Annotated in this window: 15 protein-coding genes; 12 read left to right on the forward strand and 3 right to left on the reverse strand. The window is 37.3% G+C overall.

Translation table 11 applies throughout. The features are described from left to right. The 5 genes from IGI50_RS02770 (at position 1) to IGI50_RS02790 (ending at position 4,762) form a co-directional block, all read left to right on the forward strand. Entirely contained in the window at positions 1-447 is a 447-nt protein-coding gene (locus IGI50_RS02770; RefSeq protein ID WP_218256679.1) for a PTS sugar transporter subunit IIA, read from the forward strand. A gap of 15 nt (positions 448-462) precedes the next feature. Beyond that, positions 463-1,839 (forward strand): PTS fructose transporter subunit IIC, encoded by a 1,377-nt coding sequence (locus tag IGI50_RS02775; RefSeq protein ID WP_218256680.1) that lies wholly within the window; start codon positions 463-465, stop codon positions 1,837-1,839. Positions 1,840-1,847: 8 nt separating this feature from the next. Further along, positions 1,848-2,870, forward strand: a complete 1,023-nt coding sequence (locus tag IGI50_RS02780; RefSeq protein ID WP_218256681.1) for a Gfo/Idh/MocA family oxidoreductase — start codon at positions 1,848-1,850, stop codon at positions 2,868-2,870. Next, positions 2,871-3,917, forward strand: a complete 1,047-nt coding sequence (locus IGI50_RS02785; RefSeq protein WP_218256682.1) for an alcohol dehydrogenase catalytic domain-containing protein — start codon at positions 2,871-2,873, stop codon at positions 3,915-3,917. It abuts the gene before it with no gap. Positions 3,918-3,985: 68 nt separating this feature from the next. Then, positions 3,986-4,762 carry a DeoR/GlpR family DNA-binding transcription regulator gene (locus IGI50_RS02790; RefSeq protein ID WP_438776110.1) on the forward strand — a complete coding sequence of 259 codons (777 nt, stop codon included), beginning with the start codon at positions 3,986-3,988 and terminating at the stop codon, positions 4,760-4,762. Positions 4,763-4,841: 79 nt separating this feature from the next. Here IGI50_RS02790 and IGI50_RS02795 read toward each other — a convergent pair whose 3' ends face one another. Both IGI50_RS02795 and IGI50_RS02800 read right to left on the reverse strand, forming a co-directional pair. After that, complete coding sequence (locus IGI50_RS02795; RefSeq protein ID WP_438775664.1) at positions 4,842-6,173, reverse strand: ISL3 family transposase; 1,332 nt, start codon at positions 6,171-6,173, stop codon at positions 4,842-4,844. Between the two features lie 164 nt (positions 6,174-6,337). Then, positions 6,338-7,249: a prenyltransferase gene (locus IGI50_RS02800; protein ID WP_438776111.1), complete on the reverse strand. Its 912-nt coding sequence runs from the start codon at positions 7,247-7,249 to the stop codon at positions 6,338-6,340. Between the two features lie 347 nt (positions 7,250-7,596). On the opposite strand from IGI50_RS02800, the gene IGI50_RS02805 reads away from it, so the two are divergent. The 6 genes from IGI50_RS02805 to IGI50_RS02830 all read left to right on the forward strand — a co-directional run bounded on the left by IGI50_RS02805 (position 7,597) and on the right by IGI50_RS02830 (position 15,815). Continuing rightward, positions 7,597-8,910: an NCS2 family permease gene (locus IGI50_RS02805; protein WP_438776112.1), complete on the forward strand. Its 1,314-nt coding sequence runs from the start codon at positions 7,597-7,599 to the stop codon at positions 8,908-8,910. 399 nt (positions 8,911-9,309) lie between these two features. Further along, positions 9,310-10,017 carry a helix-turn-helix domain-containing protein gene (locus tag IGI50_RS02810; protein ID WP_218256686.1) on the forward strand — a complete coding sequence of 236 codons (708 nt, stop codon included), beginning with the start codon at positions 9,310-9,312 and terminating at the stop codon, positions 10,015-10,017. A 1,180-nt stretch (positions 10,018-11,197) separates the two neighbouring features. Next, positions 11,198-11,854 carry a hypothetical protein gene (locus IGI50_RS02815; protein WP_438776113.1) on the forward strand — a complete coding sequence of 219 codons (657 nt, stop codon included), beginning with the start codon at positions 11,198-11,200 and terminating at the stop codon, positions 11,852-11,854. Between the two features lie 64 nt (positions 11,855-11,918). Continuing rightward, complete coding sequence (locus tag IGI50_RS02820; protein ID WP_010746840.1) at positions 11,919-12,617, forward strand: helix-turn-helix domain-containing protein; 699 nt, start codon at positions 11,919-11,921, stop codon at positions 12,615-12,617. A gap of 258 nt (positions 12,618-12,875) precedes the next feature. After that, the gene (gene gadC / locus IGI50_RS02825; protein WP_438776114.1) at positions 12,876-14,387 is read left to right on the forward strand and encodes a glutamate:gamma-aminobutyrate antiporter; all 1,512 of its coding nucleotides are present in this window, start codon (positions 12,876-12,878) and stop codon (positions 14,385-14,387) included. Positions 14,388-14,414: 27 nt separating this feature from the next. Continuing rightward, on the forward strand, positions 14,415-15,815 hold the full coding sequence (locus IGI50_RS02830) for a glutamate decarboxylase (protein ID WP_438776115.1): 1,401 nt from the start codon (positions 14,415-14,417) through the stop codon (positions 15,813-15,815). A gap of 29 nt (positions 15,816-15,844) precedes the next feature. On the opposite strand, the gene IGI50_RS02835 is transcribed toward IGI50_RS02830, so the two are convergent. Further along, a complete protein-coding gene (locus tag IGI50_RS02835; RefSeq protein ID WP_438776116.1) occupies positions 15,845-17,299 on the reverse strand; it encodes a helix-turn-helix domain-containing protein in 1,455 nt (484 codons plus the stop codon). A 647-nt stretch (positions 17,300-17,946) separates the two neighbouring features. On the opposite strand from IGI50_RS02835, the gene pflB reads away from it, so the two are divergent. After that, on the forward strand, positions 17,947-20,244 hold the full coding sequence (gene pflB, locus IGI50_RS02840; protein ID WP_438776117.1) for a formate C-acetyltransferase: 2,298 nt from the start codon (positions 17,947-17,949) through the stop codon (positions 20,242-20,244). Positions 20,245-20,320: the final 76 nt, after the last annotated feature.

Below are 20,320 nucleotides of genomic sequence, written 5' to 3' on the forward strand. Positions count from 1 at the left end.
ATGACAGAAATTCGTGATGTATTGAAACCAGCATTTATCAAATTTGATCTAAAAACGACAGATAAGCAAGCAGCGATCAGTGAGCTTGCGAACACCTTTTTAACAAAGGGTGTTGTAACGAATGATAGCGTTTACTTAGAAGCTGTAATGAAGAGAGAAGAAGAAAGCACTACGGGGATTGGGTTTGGGGTAGCGATTCCTCATGGAAAAAGTGCGGCGGTTGCGGAACCTTCATTGGCATTTGGTCGTAGTCAAGCGGGAATTCAATACGATTCAATGGATGGTAAACCCGTTCACTTGATGTTTTTGATTGCTGTTCCAGAAACATCAAATGATGAACATTTGAGAATTCTTAGTAAGCTTTCTCGAAAGCTAATGCATGAGGATGTCCGTCAAAAACTGATGACTGTCACAGACGCTGAAGAAATCTATCAGATTTTTGAATAAGGAAAGGTGAAAAAAATGAAAATTGTGGGGATTACATCATGTTCGACTGGTATCGCACATACTTATATGGCAGCGGAAAATTTAGAAATCGCTGCTAAAAAGCGAAATATTGAAATCAAAGTAGAGACGCAAGGCTCCATTGGTGCAGAGAACGTTTTAACACCACAAGAGATAGAAGATGCCGATGCGGTTATTATTGCGGCCAGTACATCGGTGAATAAAGATCGATTCAATGGAAAACGCCTACTAGAAGTTGATGTTACTGAAGCGATTGATCATCCGGATGAGTTGTTTGACCGAGCACCGAATGCGGCGATTTATTCGACTAACACGGAGGTTAAGTCGGAAGCAAAATCAGAAAAAAGCGGGATCTATAGTCATTTGATGACAGGTGTTTCTTATATGATTCCTTTTGTTGTGGCAGGGGGGATATGTATTGCGTTAGCCTTTGCATTCGGCGGGATTAATGCAGAAGGAGAGCTTGCCTCAGCAATCAATGAATTAGGTGGGATTGCAATGGGCTTAATGTGGCCAATCCTAGGTGGTTATGTCGCCTTCTCGATCGCTGATCGTCCGGGACTTGTTCCAGGGATGGTCGCGGGAATGATCGCTTCATCAATGAATGCGGGATTCTTAGGGGCTTTGCTTGGCGGTTTCTTAGCAGGGTACACGGTTTATGGGTTGAAGAAAGTATTGAAATTGCCCCCTGCATTTTCGGGTTTATTGCCTGTTTTGATTCTTCCAGTCGTATCGGTATTACTGGTGGGACTTGTCATGAAATTTATTGTAGGGATTCCGATTACAGCGTTAAATGAAGGGATTACCAATTGGTTGAACAGTTTGTCTGGAATGAATTCAGTGTTGCTGGGACTGCTTTTAGGCGGGATGATGGCGATTGATTTGGCCGGTCCGATCGGAAAAGCAGCTTACTTTTTCGGTGTGGCGTCCCTAACAAACCTAGGTGCTGGGGAAACAAGTATGGTAATGGCAGCAGTAATGATTTCTGGGATGGTTCCGCCTTTAGCAATGGCCTTATCGTCAACAGTTTTAGGAAAAAACTTATACAGCAAAGAAGAACGTGAAGCAGGAAAATCAGCTTGGGTATTAGGATTATCCTTCATCTCTGAAGGGGCGATACCTTTCGCTGCGGCTGATCCGATTCGTGTGCTGGCGTCAGTAACAGTCGGTTCAGCGATTACCGGTGCTTTGTCGATGATCTTCAAGTGCGGAATCGCAGTTCCCCATGGTGGCTTCTTCGTATTCCTGATTCCTGGAGCAGTCGAAAATGTCTTATTGTATGTTTTAGCATTAGCTATCGGAACAGCGGTTAGCGGATTTTTAGTAACAGCAGTAAAAGTATTCTCGCAGAAGAAACAAACAGCTAAGGAGTAATGATTGGCATGTCAAAATTGGTTAACATTTGTTTGATAGGTACTGGCAGAGCAGGAATGATCCATGGAAAAAACTTTGCTCGTCGAATTGAAAATGCAAAACTGGTCGCTTTGTGTGATCCTTCAAAAGAAAGCTTGGAGCTGGCTCAAAAAGAAGTAGATTGCCAATATCTTTACGAGGATTATCGGGAAGTGATGGAAAATCCAGAGATTGATGCTGTTGTGATTGTTACACCAACGATTCACCACAAGGAGATCGCATTGGCAGCTGCAGCGGCGAAAAAGCACATTTTATGTGAGAAACCTTTAGCAATGGATGAAGCAGAATGTTTGGAAATGATCCAAGCGGCAGAGGAAAATCAAGTGAAGCTGCAGGTTGGATTTATGCGACGTTTCGATGCAAGCTTTCAGGAAGCAAAAAAAGTCGTGGATTCTGGTGCGATCGGTGAGGTTGTCTTGGTGAAATCCTTAACCCACGGACCGAGTGAACCAAAGCCTTGGATGTTCGATATCCATAAAAGCAATGGGCCAATTGGCGAGGTGAATAGTCATGATTTAGATACCTTGCGCTGGCTGACTGGCAGTGAAGTGAAAAGTATTTATGCGAATGGCGGCAATTATCGTTCACCAGAGGTAAGCGATCAGTTTCCTGATTATTATGATACGGTAGCGATGAACCTGCGTTTTGAAGATGGCAAGCTGGGTCTGATTGATGGAGCACAGTATGTTCAATATGGATATGATGCGCGTACGGAGATTCTTGGTACCAAAGGAAGTATTTTGGTTGGTGATCAGGGAAAGCATAATATTGTAGTCGCGACAAGTGATCAGAAACTGACCCAACCAACAATGCACAGCTGGATGTACTTGTTTAGAGAAGCTTATGTAGCTGAAGATCAGGCCTTTATTGATTGCATTTTGAATGACACGACACCTAAGTGTACAGGTCACGATGGCTTAATGTCCGTTCGATTGGTCAATGCCGGCTTAACTTCACTGCTGGAAAATAGAATTGTCGAGGTGGAAGGATAAATGAAAGCAATCCAATTATTAGGAAAAGAAAAGATTCAATTGAGCGAACTGGCCAAACCAGCGATATCTGAAAAAGAAGTTCTGATAAAGGTGAGAGCAGCATCCATCTGCGGGACGGATGTTCGCATGTACAAGAATGGATATCCTACCGCAAGTGAAGAAACACCCTTAACTTTAGGTCATGAGATCTCAGGGGATATTGTTGAAGTTGGAGCTTCTGTTAATTTTTATAAAAAAGGGATGAGGGTTGCAATCGCTCCGAATATGGGCTGTGGGATATGTGATCAATGTGTCAGTGGAAATACACATTTATGTGACAGTTACGAAGCCTTCGGGATCAATTTGCCAGGAGGATTTGCAGAGTACTTAGTCATTCCTGAAAAAGCAGTACGCCAAGGAAATATCTCGTTGATTCCAGATGCTTTGTCTTATGAAGAAGCGGCATTAATTGAACCTTTTAGTTGTGTATTTAATGGACAGGAGATTACTGGAAACAAGCCTGGAGATCATGTGTTGATCATTGGATCAGGACCAATCGGGATCATGCACGCGATGTTGGCGCGAGCTAGAGGTGCCGGAAAAGTGATGATGAATGACCTATCGGAAAGTCGGCTGGCGGATGCGAAAAAAATGATTCCCGATTTGATTCCACTGACTTCAAAGAATTTACAGGAGAAAATTTTTGCTGAAACTAATCATCAGGGCGTTGACCTCTGCATTATTGCGGCACCGGCACCACAGGCTCAAGAAGCCAGCTTCAACTATATGGCAATGAATGGCCGCTGCCTATTCTTTGGCGGACTGCCAAAGGAAAAAGAAGAAGTTAAACTAAATACGAATATCCTGCATTATAAACAATTAAGAGTCTTTGGCTGTACTCGTGCAAGTTTGATGGGGTATCGAACCTCTGCTCAGTTGGTTGCCAGTGGGAGAATTCCCCTGAAGGAACTGATCACAAAACGCTATTCATTCGATCAATTTGATAAGGCCTTAGACAATGCTAAAAAAGCAATTGGGTTAAAAAACGTGATTGTCTTCAAAGAATAATTTTAGTTTAATTGCTTACATTTTCAGTTTCTTTTATAATGAAACAAAACACAAAAAGGTGATTAAAAATGGATGATCAATTATACGCAGAGGAACGGAAGCAGTCCATCGTGAATCTAGTCAACGAAAAGAATCGTATGCAAGTTGCGGAGTTAGCCGATATTTTTAACGTCACAGGATCAACGATTCGAAATGACTTGCGTGAGCTTGAAAATGAGGGATTAGTGACTCGAACACACGGAGGTGTGATCAAGCGCGATTTTCAAAGGAGTGTTGAAATTATTCCTAAGAGTCGTGAACGCACAAATGAAAAATATCGGATTGCTGAGCGAGCGGTCAAGTTGATTGAAGAAAATGATATTTTGGCGATCGATACAGGAACCTCTTGTAGAGCCTTTGCAGAGAAATTGATCAATAGTTCGTTAAAGCGTTTAACGATTTTGACATACGATTTGGAGATTGCCTTATTGTTAAGCGAAAAAACAAATTATCTGGTACAAGTTATTGGCGGAGCGATCCGCAATGGGTATCCATATGTTTCTGGAAGTTCTGTAGCTCTTGGGTTAGCAGGATTTTCTGTAGATAAAATCATTCTTGGAACCACTTCTTTTGATAAGAGCTATGGGTATTCGACGCCTAATTATGAAACAGCAGAAATGAAAAAAAGCTTACTAAACATTGGACGAATAAAAATTGTCTTATGTGAGTCAAATAAAATTAATCAACGCAGCTTTAAACAGTTTGCTAAACCTGAGGAATGTGATTATTTGATTACCGACTCACGAATAACTCGTGAACAACAAGCAGACATTGATGCGTTAAATATTAATTTTTTGATTGTATAAAATAAGCCTGTGTAATTCGGCTCTTCGTCAATGAGTGTTGGTGAAGAAATTCAATAGAATAATCAAGTCATTCACACGGCTAGGCAGCTCTTCTGTCTAGCCGTGTTGTCGTTCTGGTCTTGTTCATTTGGGTGGTTTTCTTGAAATACTTTCCGCGATACAAAAAGATTCGTTCTCGGTAGTTTTGGAAGTTTCTAAAGCCATAGGCCATTCGTTTTAGTACTTTGATATGGTTGTTCAAACATTCCAGTGGCCCGTTGGAATAGGGAACCCGCAACGCGCGTTTGATTTCTGTTTGGTACTTTTTGAAGGTCGTAATCACTGGTTGGTAGTGTTCTGGTAACTCTTTGTAATTTTCCTTTAAAAGCTTCGTGAAATCAGGAACATCTCGTCTTCTGATAGCGGACAGAAAGTGCTGATAGACTTCGTAGCCTTGCTTTAAGGAGTCATCGTAAGACAACAGGCGATCGACGATTTCTGCTTCCGTTAGATGTGCCCGAAAAGAAGGTCGCCAGTAGCGGTGTCTCCCCTTCAATTCCCACGCATTCTTCTGAAGCAGTTTCCAGTATTTCTTTAAATGTTTTGATCGACTGTCGCCCTTTCTAAAGGACTTCATTATCTGAATTCGGTGATTGGTAAATGCTCGGCCAATGTGTTGACTGATATGAAAGCGATCGGCGACGATTCGGGCATTCGGAAAACAATCTTTCACCAATGTACGATAAGGTGTACAGAAATCTGAAACAACCAAGCGTACCTGTTCCCGTACCTTTCTGGGATAACGCAAGAAATAGTCGCGTAAAGGATCGAGTTGACGATTTTCCACAATGTCGATCAGTTGATGGGTTTTGCCATCCATCATGACAAAGCTCATAGCACCCGAGACATTTTTCACTGATTTGAATTCATCAAAACACAACACTTCTGGCAGTGGCTGGTTCAAAGAAATGGTTTTAGGCCGAAGGCTGCGAAGGATCCGAATAACCGTTGTTGGAGAAACGTGTTTCATGCGTGCAATCAAGGACATAGAAAGAGGCTCACTTAATAGTTCGAGAACGGCTTGTTTGACTCTGCGGGCAATGGAGCAGTGACGATCACTAACCGAATCTTCGGCTAAAAAAGTTTTTCCACAGTGTTTACACTTAAAGCGTTGCTTGTTTATCCGCAGAATCGTCTTGTAGTTACTGACGTCATTTAATAGGATAGAGACTTTCTTCCAGCCCCATTTAATGATCGTTTGATCATTTTCATAGCGGCAATGAAAGCATTCCTCTGGTCGATAGGTTAATGTGCCATCAAAAACAAAACAGGTCTCGTCCTTGATTCGCTCTTTGCGAAAGGCATTCTCATGAAAGGTAAGATTTAGGTCTAGAATATCTAGTAACTCTTTGGTAAACTCTGAATAGGACATCTTGAAACACTCCTTTGAATGGTTTTCGTCGACTTTATTCTAAAGGATTTCAAGGTGTCTGTTTGCGTTTATTAAAAAAAAGAAAAAGTGTTGGCAACAGAAGGTGTCACCAACACTAGATATTATAGAGCCTGTAATTCTCAATGGAATTACACAGGCTTTGCTTATGCAAAAAATGAACCGATAAAATAAAGTACTGGATAGAGTACCATGATTACAGACATGGCTTTCAAAACGATCGGAAACGTTGTTTTCTTATCCTGCAACATTCGATATTTCTTTAAACCTTGCCAGTTTTTTGGAAAAAGGAAGACTAGCAATAGGACCGTCCATGGATCCAATCCTGCGATGACCAAAACAATTAACCAAATAAAGCTAAATATGTAGACAACCGATAATACTTTTACTGCTAACGGTTTGCCTAAATAATAGACCAGCGTTTTGCGATGGTTTTCAATATCCTCTTCTAAATCACAGGTATTATTGGCTAATAAATTATTGAACATCATCAATACTAAGGGCAGGCTAATCAGGAATACTTTACCGATCATTGCCAAAGTGATTGCATGAGATTGGTATACTGCGAGATAATAGCTGATTACAGGAATAAAAAAACCGCTGGCGGTACCAGTCAAGGCTTCAGCGATAGGCAAGCTGTTTAACGGACGCCGACCATACGAATAAAATAAACCAATATAAAAACCAATCACCCCTAAAACCCCTATTACCCAATTCGTTCGCCAAACCAATAGTAATCCTAATAAGAAAGAAACCAATAGATTAAATAAATAAAAATTGCGTACAAAGCGTAGATCCAAGTGATCCCGTCCGATGATGTTGGTTTGTTGTTTATAGTTTTCATCAGAGGCATTTCGATAGTCCATATAATGGTTAAAAACATTCACGGTGATATGAAACATCACAATAATCAAAACAAATAAAAAGAATTCAGGACTTGGCAGACTATCGAATTGATACTTGGCAATAGCATATCCTAGTAAAATAATAAATAGATTTAATGGCGCAGTGTAAATTTCGGATAATTCCCAAAATTGTTTAAAGGTAAGTTGTTTCAAAATAATTCTCCTTTTGCTGTACTTATGATGATGGTGTGAATGAACAGAGAAGCTTTTCATTAATAGTAAGATGGCAAACATGTGACTTTCTATAGCGAAGTTAAAAGACCATCAAATAGAGAAGTCCTTTTCAAAAATAGCGAGGTTTAGGAATTTTGTCCAATAGTTTGTTTAAGGAGCCAGAATGGGTTTCGATGAAATCGGTTGTTTTACTATCGAATGTTCGTGTTTAGGCTTATTTACACATTATTGTTTACATATTATGGCGTTTATTATATGATTGACCTCGTTGTTTAAAAAAACAAGCAATTATTTCACGAACATTATTAGATTTTAGGGGGAGCATCATGAGAGGGAAAATAAGTTCCTATTTTGAACTTGAGAAATTGAATACAACAGTAAAAAGAGAGGTTTTAGCAGGATTTACTACTTTTATTTCGATGGCCTATATTCTTTTTGTCAATCCAAGTGTGTTAGGTGCCTCTGGGATGGATGAAGGTGCAGTATTTACTGCAACTGCCTTAGCGAGTGCATTAGGGTGTATTTTGATGGGTGTACTTGCCCGTTATCCAATTGCTACGGCACCAGCACTAGGAATCAATGCCTTTTTTGCGTATTCCGTTTGTATTGGTATGGGCATTCGTTGGGAAACGGCATTGGCAGGGGTTTTTGTCGCATCGCTGATTTTCATTTTGATTACGATCTTCAAATTGCGGGAAATGATTATTGATGCTATTCCAGCAGACTTAAAGTACGCCATCTCTGGAGGAATTGGTTTGTTCATTGCTTTTTTAGGATTAAGCGAAGGTGGTATTATCGTTGCAAACAAATCGACATTGGTTGGGTTGGGTTCAATGAGTGTGGGCACAACATGGCTAACAATCTTCGGTTTGATTGTAACAGCTATTTTAATAGTGCGACGGGTTCCTGGCGGGATTTTTATAGGAATGGTCGCAACAACTTTATTAGGATTGGTTACAGGTTTGATCCAGGCACCGACTCAAATTATTTCAGCTGCCCCTAGTCTGAAGCCAACCTTTTTAGTGGCTTTGAAACACGTGAAAGATATCAATACGCTTCAGTTATGGGTCGTTGTACTCACCTTTTTATTAGTGACATTCTTTGATACAGCTGGGACACTAGTCGGCTTAGCGAATCAAGCGGGCTTTATGAAAGACAATAAAATGCCGAGGGTTGGAAAAGCTTTAGCTTCTGACTCAACAGCCATGTTAGCTGGATCATTATTAGGAACGTCGCCAGTTGGTGCCTATGTTGAATCATCTGCAGGTATCGCTGTTGGTGGCCGTTCAGGACTCACAGCTATTACGACAGGAATTTTCTTTATCTTTGGATTGTTTTTTTCACCATTATTATCGGTAGTTACATCACAGGTTACAGCACCAGCTTTGATTATTGTCGGTGTATTGATGGCACAATCGCTACGACAAATCAAATGGGATCAGTTAGAAATCGCCATCCCTTCATTTTTAATTTTGATTGGCATGCCGTTAACCTACAGTATTTCTGATGGAATTGCACTAGGCTTCATTTTCTACCCAATCACGATGATCGCTGCTAAGCGTGGGAAGGAAGTCTCTCCAATTATGTACGGGCTTTTCTTCGTCTTTATTGGATTTATGTGGATACTAAACGTGAAATAATGGAAGTTGGAGGAACCGCTCAATTTTTGCTTTGTCGAAGAATGAGCGGTTTTATTGTGTCGTAAATTCATTTAATGATCATTTTTTTATTTTTTGATTTAAACGTTGTGCTTTAAATGCTATTAATATCTCTGTTTAAATCTCGTTTTGTTTAAATTGCCATTTAATTGAAGTGGATAGGTGTATTTTTTACCGGATGATTTCATCACTTATGTTTTTGTTATATGAAATTAAAAATTGACCTAAAATTAACAGTATAATATAATTGACTCGTGTAATTATTTTTCTTTTATGCGACAATTAATGAAAATTCAGATTAATTTTCGAAATTTATTAATGAGTGATTCCATTATTGGTATTCGCAAGACTGGAAGGGTATTTTTAAGGAGGAAACAAACTATGCAATTATTGCTTTTAACGAAGGTTCCATTGTATGAAGAAAATTTTGAAAAACAATTGAAACAGTTAGGAAATGAGGTTTATTGTTCCGCTAATTTGATAACAAAACTAAAGAGAAATTCTTTTGATAAAAGTTTCTTCAATCAGTTTGAAGGCATTATTTTTAGTGAAACACTTTATGATGTAGAGGCATACGAAGTGATCAAGTATTTACCTCAAGAAGAGGGGATAAAACTATTTCGTCGAGCAATAAACGGGAATCATGATGAGAAAGATCCTGCACCATTTGATGCGTGGCTTCCAGTGAACTCTGATTTAGAACGATTACGTGAAAACTTGTTAATTGCAGAACTATCAAGTTTGGCCTCCAAAGATGCTGCTCATGTTCAGCAGGTGAGTGTTAAACAAAGGTTATCAGAATTGAATTTGAAGCTGAAGCAAAAAGAAATTGTTTATTACTTGATTCAATCGGGTGACCGAACAGTACCTAGGGAAGAAATAAGTCGTGAGATATGGGAAAAAGAACCAACGAAATCAGTTTTAGCAAGTCTTTCAAAGGTTGTATCAAAAGTGAATGAAAAGCTAGAAAACCGCTTTGGCGATGAAGCGATTCAGACCGTTTGGGGACAGGGCTACCGTTTAAATAAAAAGTTTTTTGAATACTTAGAGAATGACTATGTTGTCTTACAAGAAACTTCAGTGCACTAACACATGAAAAAACTGCAAATAGACAATTTGCTATGAATCATTTGATAAAGTTCAATAAGCGATTTTTGTTTCGAAACAACGAGACAAAAATCGCTTTTTTGTCATTTGTCCAATCATATCTCTCTCAGAATATTGAAAAAGAAAAAGTTTATATTAATGCACTGATAATTGTCAAAATAATATAATTAATCTGACAGAAATGATATATAGTGATGATTCTATTAATGATACAGGGATAAAATATTGCGATAAACCCTTTATTAAGTAATAAAAGAATCGTTTCTAGCAAGAAATCTACAATTTTTACTTTCAGCGAATACGATGATAAAGCGGTTTCTTTAGCTAAAAAATGTTGATTATAATTTTATTATATTAGAACCGTTCGCGAAGATTAGAATGAATATAAAAAGAAGACAAGTCATATTTGTGTAAAGATAAGTGACGATTAAAAAAGCCGAATTAATAAATATCTATTATAAGTGTATAAAAAACCAAATAACATTTCTTGAATAATGTCGCGAAAAATTATTTTTCAAATAATTATATTAAAATTTATTGAGTGGTTTACCATCACAAAAAGTACGTTTTTTACCTATTTTCTTCTTCAGGAGTAGACTTAAAGACTAAATATTTTTCTTGTTACAGAGGGATTGTTTACAGATAATTATTATTATATAGCTATTTATGTTAAGTTGCGAATAGATTTTAGTAAACAAATTTAAAATGTGTAAACGATTAAAAATTTCGCTAAGCAAAATTCATTTTAAAAAAAAGGTTTCTCTAAAAGTTAATATGCTGTTGATTTATTATAAAAAATATTTTATAATTTTTTAAAAATAGATGTATAATAAAACATAAAAATTATTTATTTAAAATAAAAATAATTTTTATTCGATTTGAATCGGAGCAGAGAAGACAGTTTTGTTGTCTAAGAGTCTAATAGTTATTACGGTCGGGAGTCTGCTTCTTTACTTAGCTTCCATAGTCATCAGTCAATTCAAATAGAAAACGAATATTTCATTGATTGAAAAAAAGGCGAAAAATGGAGCTGCATCTTTTTTTCTAAAGATACCAGATTGAGAGGGAGGAGAAGAAAAAGTAGTCCAAAAATCAAAGGTTAGTAAATAGAAGATAAGCTTCAAATGATTTCATTAATGAATGTTGCTTATTCGGAAGAGAGATGAAGTTTTACATAATAAGTCAAAATTCATACATAAAGAAGAAAATATTTTTAATCTTAATCACAAAGAAGAGAGATGAGGCTAGGTTGGAAATTTTGGATGATTCTAAATTAAAAGAAAGTAATAATGGGAAAATTTTAAGTAAAGTTCAATTGTTAGAAGATAGAAATGATGAATTGTTGAATCAAGTGAAAAAGCTGGAGGGAATCCGAGGAGCTTTAGAAGAGAAAGTTTCAGCATATCGTTATCGCTTGAAGGAAATAACAAAACAGTTAGAAGAAACACAGTTGCCTCCAACTCAAGATGAAGTGGTCTACCATAACAAGGACAATTTAGATAGGCGTCGCTTTATTTTACGAGGAAGGCTTTTCCAAAAGGGAATAGAGAAACGTTCTAAAGGGTACAAAGGCGATCAGAATGTAAAGGAATTACAAGAAAAATATGATCGGTTGTTAGAACAATATATGTATGAACATGATAAAAGTGAAGCGTTGTTTGATTATCTATTTCAAAAAGAAGGAAACCCTGACTTAGAATTATTTGCAAGAGCGGATGCTGCAGATACGTTGTTAGAGGCAACGAGATTAAGTCGCACGATTATTCAACAAGCAGAAAATCGTGTGCAATCTATTAAGTCAGTAAATAGTAGCAATTGAAGAAACGTTGGTAGGAGTTAAAGGGTGCAAAAGTAGAAGTCAGTAAAGACTGGAGTGAAGTGAAATGAAAAAAGTAATCATTTTAACTAGAAATATTATCATTGAACAGGAATTTCAAAACGAGTTGCAGCGTTTGGATTATGAAGTGTTTGTCTTGAAAGAATTTTTTGATGTGAACAAGCCTAATTATTTTGAGGATATTTTGTCTCTTTTTGATATTGTCATTTTTAGTGAAACATTGACAAATCAAGAATTTAATGAGATTTTGCCGATTGTTGTAGAAAAAGATATGCATTATTTACGAAGAACGGATGAACCAGTACCTAATATAGATGAAAATCATTGCTTATCTATTGATTGTACACTGACAGAGTTAAGGGAGTTCTTATTGTTGAGCGATAAACGTGAGGGTCAGAAGGAATCCATTTCAAAAGGTCTAGTAAGACAATCAGAAATGAAGAAACAGGATCTAGTCCTTTTCTACAGTTCGCTTAATAATATTGAAAAGAAAATTATCGGTGCATTAGCTGAAGGCAGCGGCAAGATTATTTCTAGAGACGAGTTATGTAATAAGGTTTGGAATAATGAAGTTAGCAAGTCGCGTTTGGTTCAGATGTCGACAGCGGTAGGGAATATCCGTAAGAAAATTGCCCATGCTCATATCGACAATGTTCGAATTATTACTTATTGGGGCAATGGGTACCGTCTCCATGATGTGCCAAACGGATTAATGAATGAGCATATTAAGGAATACAGTATGTAGTTGTAAGAAATAGAAAAGCGCTAGAGCTCTCCTCACTTAGGAGAGCTCTAGCGCTTTTTTTCGATAAAATTTTCTATATTTTTTTAAGTTTGTCTTATTCGAAAGAAAAAAATTAAGAAAAAAGCTCCCCCCACACTGATTATACTTCTCCTTGTAAGGAAAGAGGTGCTGGAAAATGTTTTATCCATATTCTACGTCGTTTGTTCCCTGAAGCATTATTATGCTAACGAATTTAAGAAAAGGGAAAGAAGCGTTTATATGAATCAGAAAAAATTATCTTTATTCGGCTTTTTTGCTTTAACGGCTTCGATGGTTTTGACCGTTTACGAGTATCCAACATTTGCGACTTCGAAGTTACACCTAGTGTTCTTTTTATTGTTAGGTGGAATTTTATGGTTTTTACCAGTTGCTTTATGCGCTGCCGAAATGTCTACAGTAGAGGGATGGCAAAATGGCGGGATATTTAGTTGGGTCAGCCAAACATTAGGTGAGCGATTTGGTTTTGCGGCTATCTTCTTTCAATGGTTCCAGATTACAGTGGGATTCGTAACAATGATTTATTTCATTCTGGGCGCACTATCCTACGTGTTGAATTTTCAAGCATTGAACACTGATCCGTTAATGAAGTATATAGGATTGCTCGTCATATTCTGGGGATTAACCTTCTCGCAATTAGGAGGAACACAACGCACCGCAAAAATAGCGAAAGCAGGATTTGTGATCGGGATTCTTATCCCCTCTGTGCTTTTATTTGGCCTAGCAGCAGCATACTTTATTGGCGGAAATCCCATAGAAATTGCTATTAGCAGAAAAGCGTTTATTCCAGATTTTTCACAGCTATCAACATTGGTCGTATTTGTCTCCTTTATTTTGGCTTATATGGGCGTTGAAGCATCCGCTTCACATATCAATGAATTGGAAAATCCAAGCAAAAATTATCCATTAGCAATGATTCTATTGGTGATTTTAGCGATTGCGCTAGATGCGATCGGCGGCTTTTCAGTAGCTGCTGTGATTCCCCAAAAAGAACTGTCTTTAAGCGCTGGAGTGATCCAAACATTCCAATCATTGATTTTACATTTTAATAGTCATTTAGGTTGGATAGTTAAAGTCGTTGCCTTAATGATCGCTTTTGGTGTGATGGGAGAGGTAAGCTCATGGGTAGTCGGTCCTTCTCGCGGAATGTTTGCTGCAGCTCAACGAGGATTATTGCCTAATTTTTTAAGAAAGACGAATACTCGTGGCGTTCCTGTTCCATTGATTATGATCCAAGGTGTGATTGTTACTATTTGGGGCGCAGTACTGACTTTCGGCGGCGGTGGAAACAACTTATCTTTCTTAGTGGCTATTTCACTAACGGTCGTTATCTATTTAGTAGGATATCTTTTATTCTTTATCGGTTATTTCGTTTTAGTGTACAAAAAGAAAGGCTTGAAACGAACGTATAATGTTCCTGGGAAAACGATTGGGAAAACAGTCATTGCTGGAATCGGATTTTTATTATCCATTTTTGCATTGCTAATTTCTTTTGTTCCCCCTGCATCAATAGCGAAGAATGAAGATCGAACGTATCAGGTGATTTTGTTAATCAGCTTTGTAGTTACTGTGATTCTGCCATTTGTAATTTATGAACTGCATGATAAGCAAGGACATAAGAAAATAGAAGAGCCGATTCATATGGAAGCAGGAGATGTGAATACGGCCGTCTATCCGGCAGCTCGTGGTGAACACCAGATTGTTCAAAAAGAAGAACATACATTAAAACATTAGAAAACGAACTTATTGGAGGAATTGCATATGTTATATGGAAAAGAAAATCGTGACGAAGCAGAATATTTAGAACCAATCTTTGGTTCAGAAAGTGAACAAGTAGATTTACCAAAATATAAGTTGAATCAAGAATCGATTGAACCGCGTGTTGCCTATCAATTGGTTCAAGATGAGATGTTAGATGAAGGAAATGCTCGGTTGAATTTAGCTACTTTTTGTCAAACGTATATGGAACCAGAAGCAGTGAAACTCATGAGCCAAACTTTAGAAAAAAATGCGATTGATAAATCTGAATATCCTCGTACGACTGAAATCGAAAATCGTTGTGTGAATATGATCGCCGATCTTTGGCATGCTAGTGAAAACGAAAAATTTATGGGGACTTCAACAATTGGTTCTTCAGAGGCATGTATGCTGGGCGGTATGGCAATGAAATTTGCATGGCGAAAACGCGCTGAAAAATTGGGCCTCGATCTCAATGCTAAAAAACCTAATTTAGTCATTTCATCTGGTTATCAAGTATGTTGGGAAAAATTCTGTGTTTATTGGGATATTGAAATGCGTGAAGTACCTCTAGACCAAGACCATATGTCCATCAATTTAGATAAAGTCATGGATTATGTCGATGAATATACCATCGGTATTGTTGGGATTATGGGGATTACCTATACCGGCCGTTACGATGACATCAAGGGTTTAAATGATCTAGTTGAGGAATACAATAAACAAACGGATTACAAAGTCTATATTCATGTTGATGCTGCTTCTGGAGGTTTTTATGCACCGTTTACTGAACCAGATTTAGTCTGGGATTTCCGTTTGAAGAATGTCATCTCAATTAATTCTTCAGGTCATAAATACGGACTAGTTTATCCTGGTGTTGGTTGGGTTTTATGGCGGGATCAACACTATTTACCAAAAGAATTGATCTTTAAAGTCAGCTATTTGGGTGGTGAATTACCAACAATGGCGATTAACTTCTCACATAGTGCGGCACAATTGATTGGTCAATATTACAACTTCGTACGTTATGGCTTTGATGGTTATAAGGCCATTCATGAACGTACACATAAGGTAGCGTTGTATTTGGCAAATGCTATAGAAGAAACAGGCTTATTTGACATCGTCAACGATGGTTCCCAATTACCGATTGTTTGTTACAAATTAAAAGAAGATAGTACTCGCGAATGGACTCTTTATGACTTAGCCGATCGCCTTTTAATGAAGGGGTGGCAAGTGCCAGCCTATCCACTTCCTAAAAATTTAGATCAAGAAATTATTCAACGTTTAGTCATTCGAGCTGATTTTGGTATGAATATGGCTTGTGATTACGTGCAAGATATGCAAGAAGCCATTGAAGCGTTGGATAAAGCGCATTTGGTCTATCATGAAAAACCAGAAATTAAGACTTACGGATTTACTCATTAAAAACAGAAGCCTGGAAGGAAATGTTCCTTTCAGGCTTTTTCAATTGGTCGCACAAGTTCGTTAATCTCATAGCAAGTATTGTTGATCGTTTGCAAGGATACAGGATAGATCAATGTATTTTCGCTGCCCAGATCCGCTTGATAAAGCGCCGTATCACAAACAATGATCCTTTTTGAACAGAAAAAGACATCGTCTACAACTTCGTTTAGAGTGTTGTAGATCATATTGCTAATAGTAAAATGATCATCAAGTAAATTTTCTAGCTGCTTTCGATAATACAAAAAGTTGAAATCAGTGGGAGCTACAATGTATAGCTCAATTTTTTCATCAAAAGTATTTTTTCGTAATAGATCGAGTGTAAGAGTCATTTTCCGGATAAAATTGTCATTCCAATGAATGTTTGGTCGATAACGTGTTGACCAATCAATTAAAATAGTTTGCACGGTTTGATAAAGTTCTTTTTGTTCTTCGTCTAATAAATAAATTAGATCAGGCTGGAAAAGCTGCATGTTGGCCCAAGCAGATCGAATAAAAGGTAAAAAGGCTTTTTTCAAAAGCAGTTCATTTTCGAGGGGAATATTTAAAGAGAAATGCAATTGCTGAAGCAACTCCTCTATTTCCGGATACCGTTGAATATGATTTTGATAGACGACTTCAAAATCTTTTTGTAGTAGTTCCAAGTTGTTGCAAAGATAATTTCTGGCATTGAAAAGAGAATAAATAAAAAACAACTCGTCTTCATTTACACAAATTGATGACTGTAAATTTTTTATACCAGCTTGAATCAATCCGAATAAAGGTGTTTGTCGAGCCGTCTTCTTCTCATCCTCCGAAAAAATGATAGGAAATTGTCGTGCCCTTTGACTACTTAATTGGGTGCCTAAAACAATGATTTCTCGTTCACTTTTAGGATAATCACGCGCAAAAAAATGCGATTCAACATAGTCAATCAGTTCCTCTGCTCCAGCAGCAATCATTTTGTTGAATGGAATAGCAGAGCGGTCGCCAGTGGCTCTGGAGATAGCCAGAAGTAGGTAGCGAAGATCCTTTTCAGGTACTTGAATCGCATTATTTGAATCTAAATAGCCTAATTCTTTAGCAAAAGAAAAAATATTCGTACGAATTTGATAGATCTTACTAGTAGAGAGAAATTCTTTTTCTGCGATTTCTGTCCAATGAGTATTTCCTACTAAGAAATCATTGAGTACACGCAGAAAATCTGATCGACGATAAATTCGCTGCGATAATTCTAATAATGAAAACGCCGGGTCAAAGGATATCTTGCAAGAGTTCCTTGTTCGCTCGAATGTAAGGATCTCCTGTTCAAAAGATTCTTTTAGTGCATCTAAATCATTGTTGATTGTAATAGAACATACATCCAAACGTTCTGCCATGCTTTTTAAAAAGACTTCCTTCTTTTGATACAATTGTTGGCAAAGATAAACTTGACGAAAAATATTTTTTTCAATGTACCTTTCTAACATAAAGTACCTCCCTTTTTTGAAAAACACATACGTTTGGTATTGTATACCAATTTAATTTATTTGGATATTTCTAGTTGGAATAATTTGCTGTTTTTTTAGATATACTATCAAAATGAGCTATGATAACATCTAACGATTATCTTATGAGTATTTTTAAATAAGTTTTAGTTATTTTCAATTGATAATTATTCTAGGTGATGAATAACTTTCAATTAGGATTTCGAGTGACTAAAAAAAACTTTTCTCTGTATAGAATAACAGCAGAAGAGCTTTTCAATAAGATGAGAAAATTATGCCAGAATAATGAGATAAATTTTATTTTAGGAAAAACTTTTCCTTTTATGAGAGTTTAGAAATGAAAAAAATTCACAAAGGCTCCTGTATCAGTCCTCTGTTTTTCAATTTCATAAATGGATAGTATTGTGGAATGGTGAGCAAAATTCACTATCAAGTAGAAACTGTCATTATCAATTATCATTTCTGTTATAGTGAAAACTGTAACAGATAGTGAATAGGGATAAGATAATTATCATTATTTTAAAAGGATTTTTGAATAAGCGAGTGTAAAAAAGCCCTTTCTTAAAACAGATTCCTTTGTTATAATCATTTTAAATTATTTTGAAACTATTTAACAAAGGAGTGCGCTTATGGAAACTACAACAATCAAAAAAACTGTTGAACAAACTGAAAATCCTTGGGAAGGTTTTAACGAAGGACGCTGGCAGCATGAGGTTAATACGTTAGACTTTATCAAACGTAATTATACAGAGTACAAAGGTGATGACAGCTTTTTAGAAGGTGCCGCACCAAGTACTGAAAAATTATGGGAAAAATTACAGGAGCTTTTTGAAGTACAGCACAAGCAAAATGGTGTTTACGACATGGACAATAATGTTCCTGCAACGATTACTTCTCACGAACCTGGCTACTTGATTAAAGAAGAGGAAAAAATTGTTGGTTTACAGACAGATATCCCTCTAAAACAAGCATTCATGCCTTTTGGCGGAATCAATATGGCTAACAAGGCTTTAGAGTCCAATGGCTATGAAGTGGATGACGAAATGTCATTCATCTTTAACAAATGGCGTAAAACGCATAACCAAGGTGTTTTTGATGCATACACAGATGAAATGCGTTTAGCGCGTAAAAATAAAATTATTACAGGTTTGCCAGATGCATATGGTCGCGGACGTATCATCGGCGACTATCGTCGTGTTGCTTTATACGGAATTGATTTCTTAATGAAAGAAAAGAAAAAAGACTGGAAAAACGTTGGTAGCAAAGTGATGACTAACGATGTCATCCAATTACGTGAAGAAGTTTCTGAACAATTCCGTGCATTAGCAGATATGAAGGAAATGGCAGCAAGCTATGGTTATGACATTTCAAAACCAGCGAGCAATGCACAAGAAGCGATCCAATGGTTATACTTTGGTTATCTTGCGGCAATCAAATCACAGAATGGTGCGGCAATGTCAATTGGTCGTATTTCTGCGTTCTTGGATATTTATATTCAACGCGATTTAGATCGTGGTGTAATCACTGAGTTCGAAGCACAAGAAATGATCGATCATTTGATTATGAAATTACGCATGGTAAAATTTGCTCGGACACCAGAATACAATCAATTATTCTCTGGTTATCCAATTTGGGCAACCTTATCATTAGCAGGAATGAATATGGATGGGACTTCATTAGTAACGAAAAATGATTTCCGTATCCTACACACATTAACGAATATGGGACCTTCACCAGAACCAAACTTGACAGTACTATACTCTTCTCATTTACCAGAAGGATTCCGTACCTATGCAGCAAAAGTTGCGAAGCAAAGTTCTTCTATTCAATTAGAAAATGATGACTTATTACGTCAATACTGGGGTTCAGACGATGCAGCAATTGCCTGCTGTGTGTCCGCTACTGTAATCGGTAAAGATATGCAATTCTTTGGTGCTCGTGCGAACTTGGCAAAGGCAGTCCTTTATGCAATCAATGGCGGTGTTGATGAAATGACCAAGATGCAAGTTGGTCCACGTTTCCGTCCATTAGAAGGTGATAGCATTGATTTTGATCAATTTATGGAAAGCTATAAAGATGTCTTAGATTGGTTAGCTGAATTGTATGTAAATACCTTAAATGTTATTCACTACATGCATGACAAATATGCCTATGAAGCACCACAATTAGCATTAATGGATACTGATTTGAAACGTACTTTTGCGACAGGAATCGCGGGTATTTCTCATGCGACAGATTCATTGATGGCAATCAAACACGGAAATGTAAAAGTAATTCGTGATGAAGATGGCCTAGCGATTGACTATATTCCGCAAAATGAATTTCCAACTTACGGAAATGATAATGACGAAGCAGATGAAATGGCAAACTGGATTCTTGAATATTTCATGACGCAAATCAAACGCCAACACACTTACCGTGATTCAACACCAACATTGTCATTACTAACGATCACTTCAAATGTTGTTTACGGAAAAAATACTGGAAATACACCGGATGGTCGTCGTGCAGGTAAACCTTTAGCGCCAGGTGCTAACCCAAGCTATCAAGATGGTAAATTCTTAGGTGAGAAAAATGGCTTATTGGCTTCATTAAACTCAACAGCTAAATTGAATTACTCTTGTGCGCAAGATGGAATTTCTGATACTCAAACAATCAACCCAGGTGCTTTAGGTCGGACAGATGACGAGTCAATGCAAGTCGATAATTTACGCCAAGTATTAGATGGCTACTTTGATAAAGGTGGCTATCACTTGAATGTCAACGTCTTTGGTCGTGAGTTACTAGAAGAAATGGATAAAGATATTGATAATCCGAAATATGCAAACTTTACCATTCGTGTATCCGGATATGCTGTGAAGTTCCGTGACTTGACACCAGAACAACGTCGAGATGTTATTTCACGTACGGATCATACAAAAATGTAAAAATAATTCTATTTTTAGTAAAAAAGAATTTTTAGAAGATTCTGAAGCTCAATATTGCGCTTCAGAATCTTTTTTT

Origin of the sequence: Enterococcus sp. DIV0170 (assembly GCF_051710765.1) — a bacterium.
Taxonomy (GTDB): domain Bacteria; phylum Bacillota; class Bacilli; order Lactobacillales; family Enterococcaceae; genus Enterococcus_A; species Enterococcus_A raffinosus.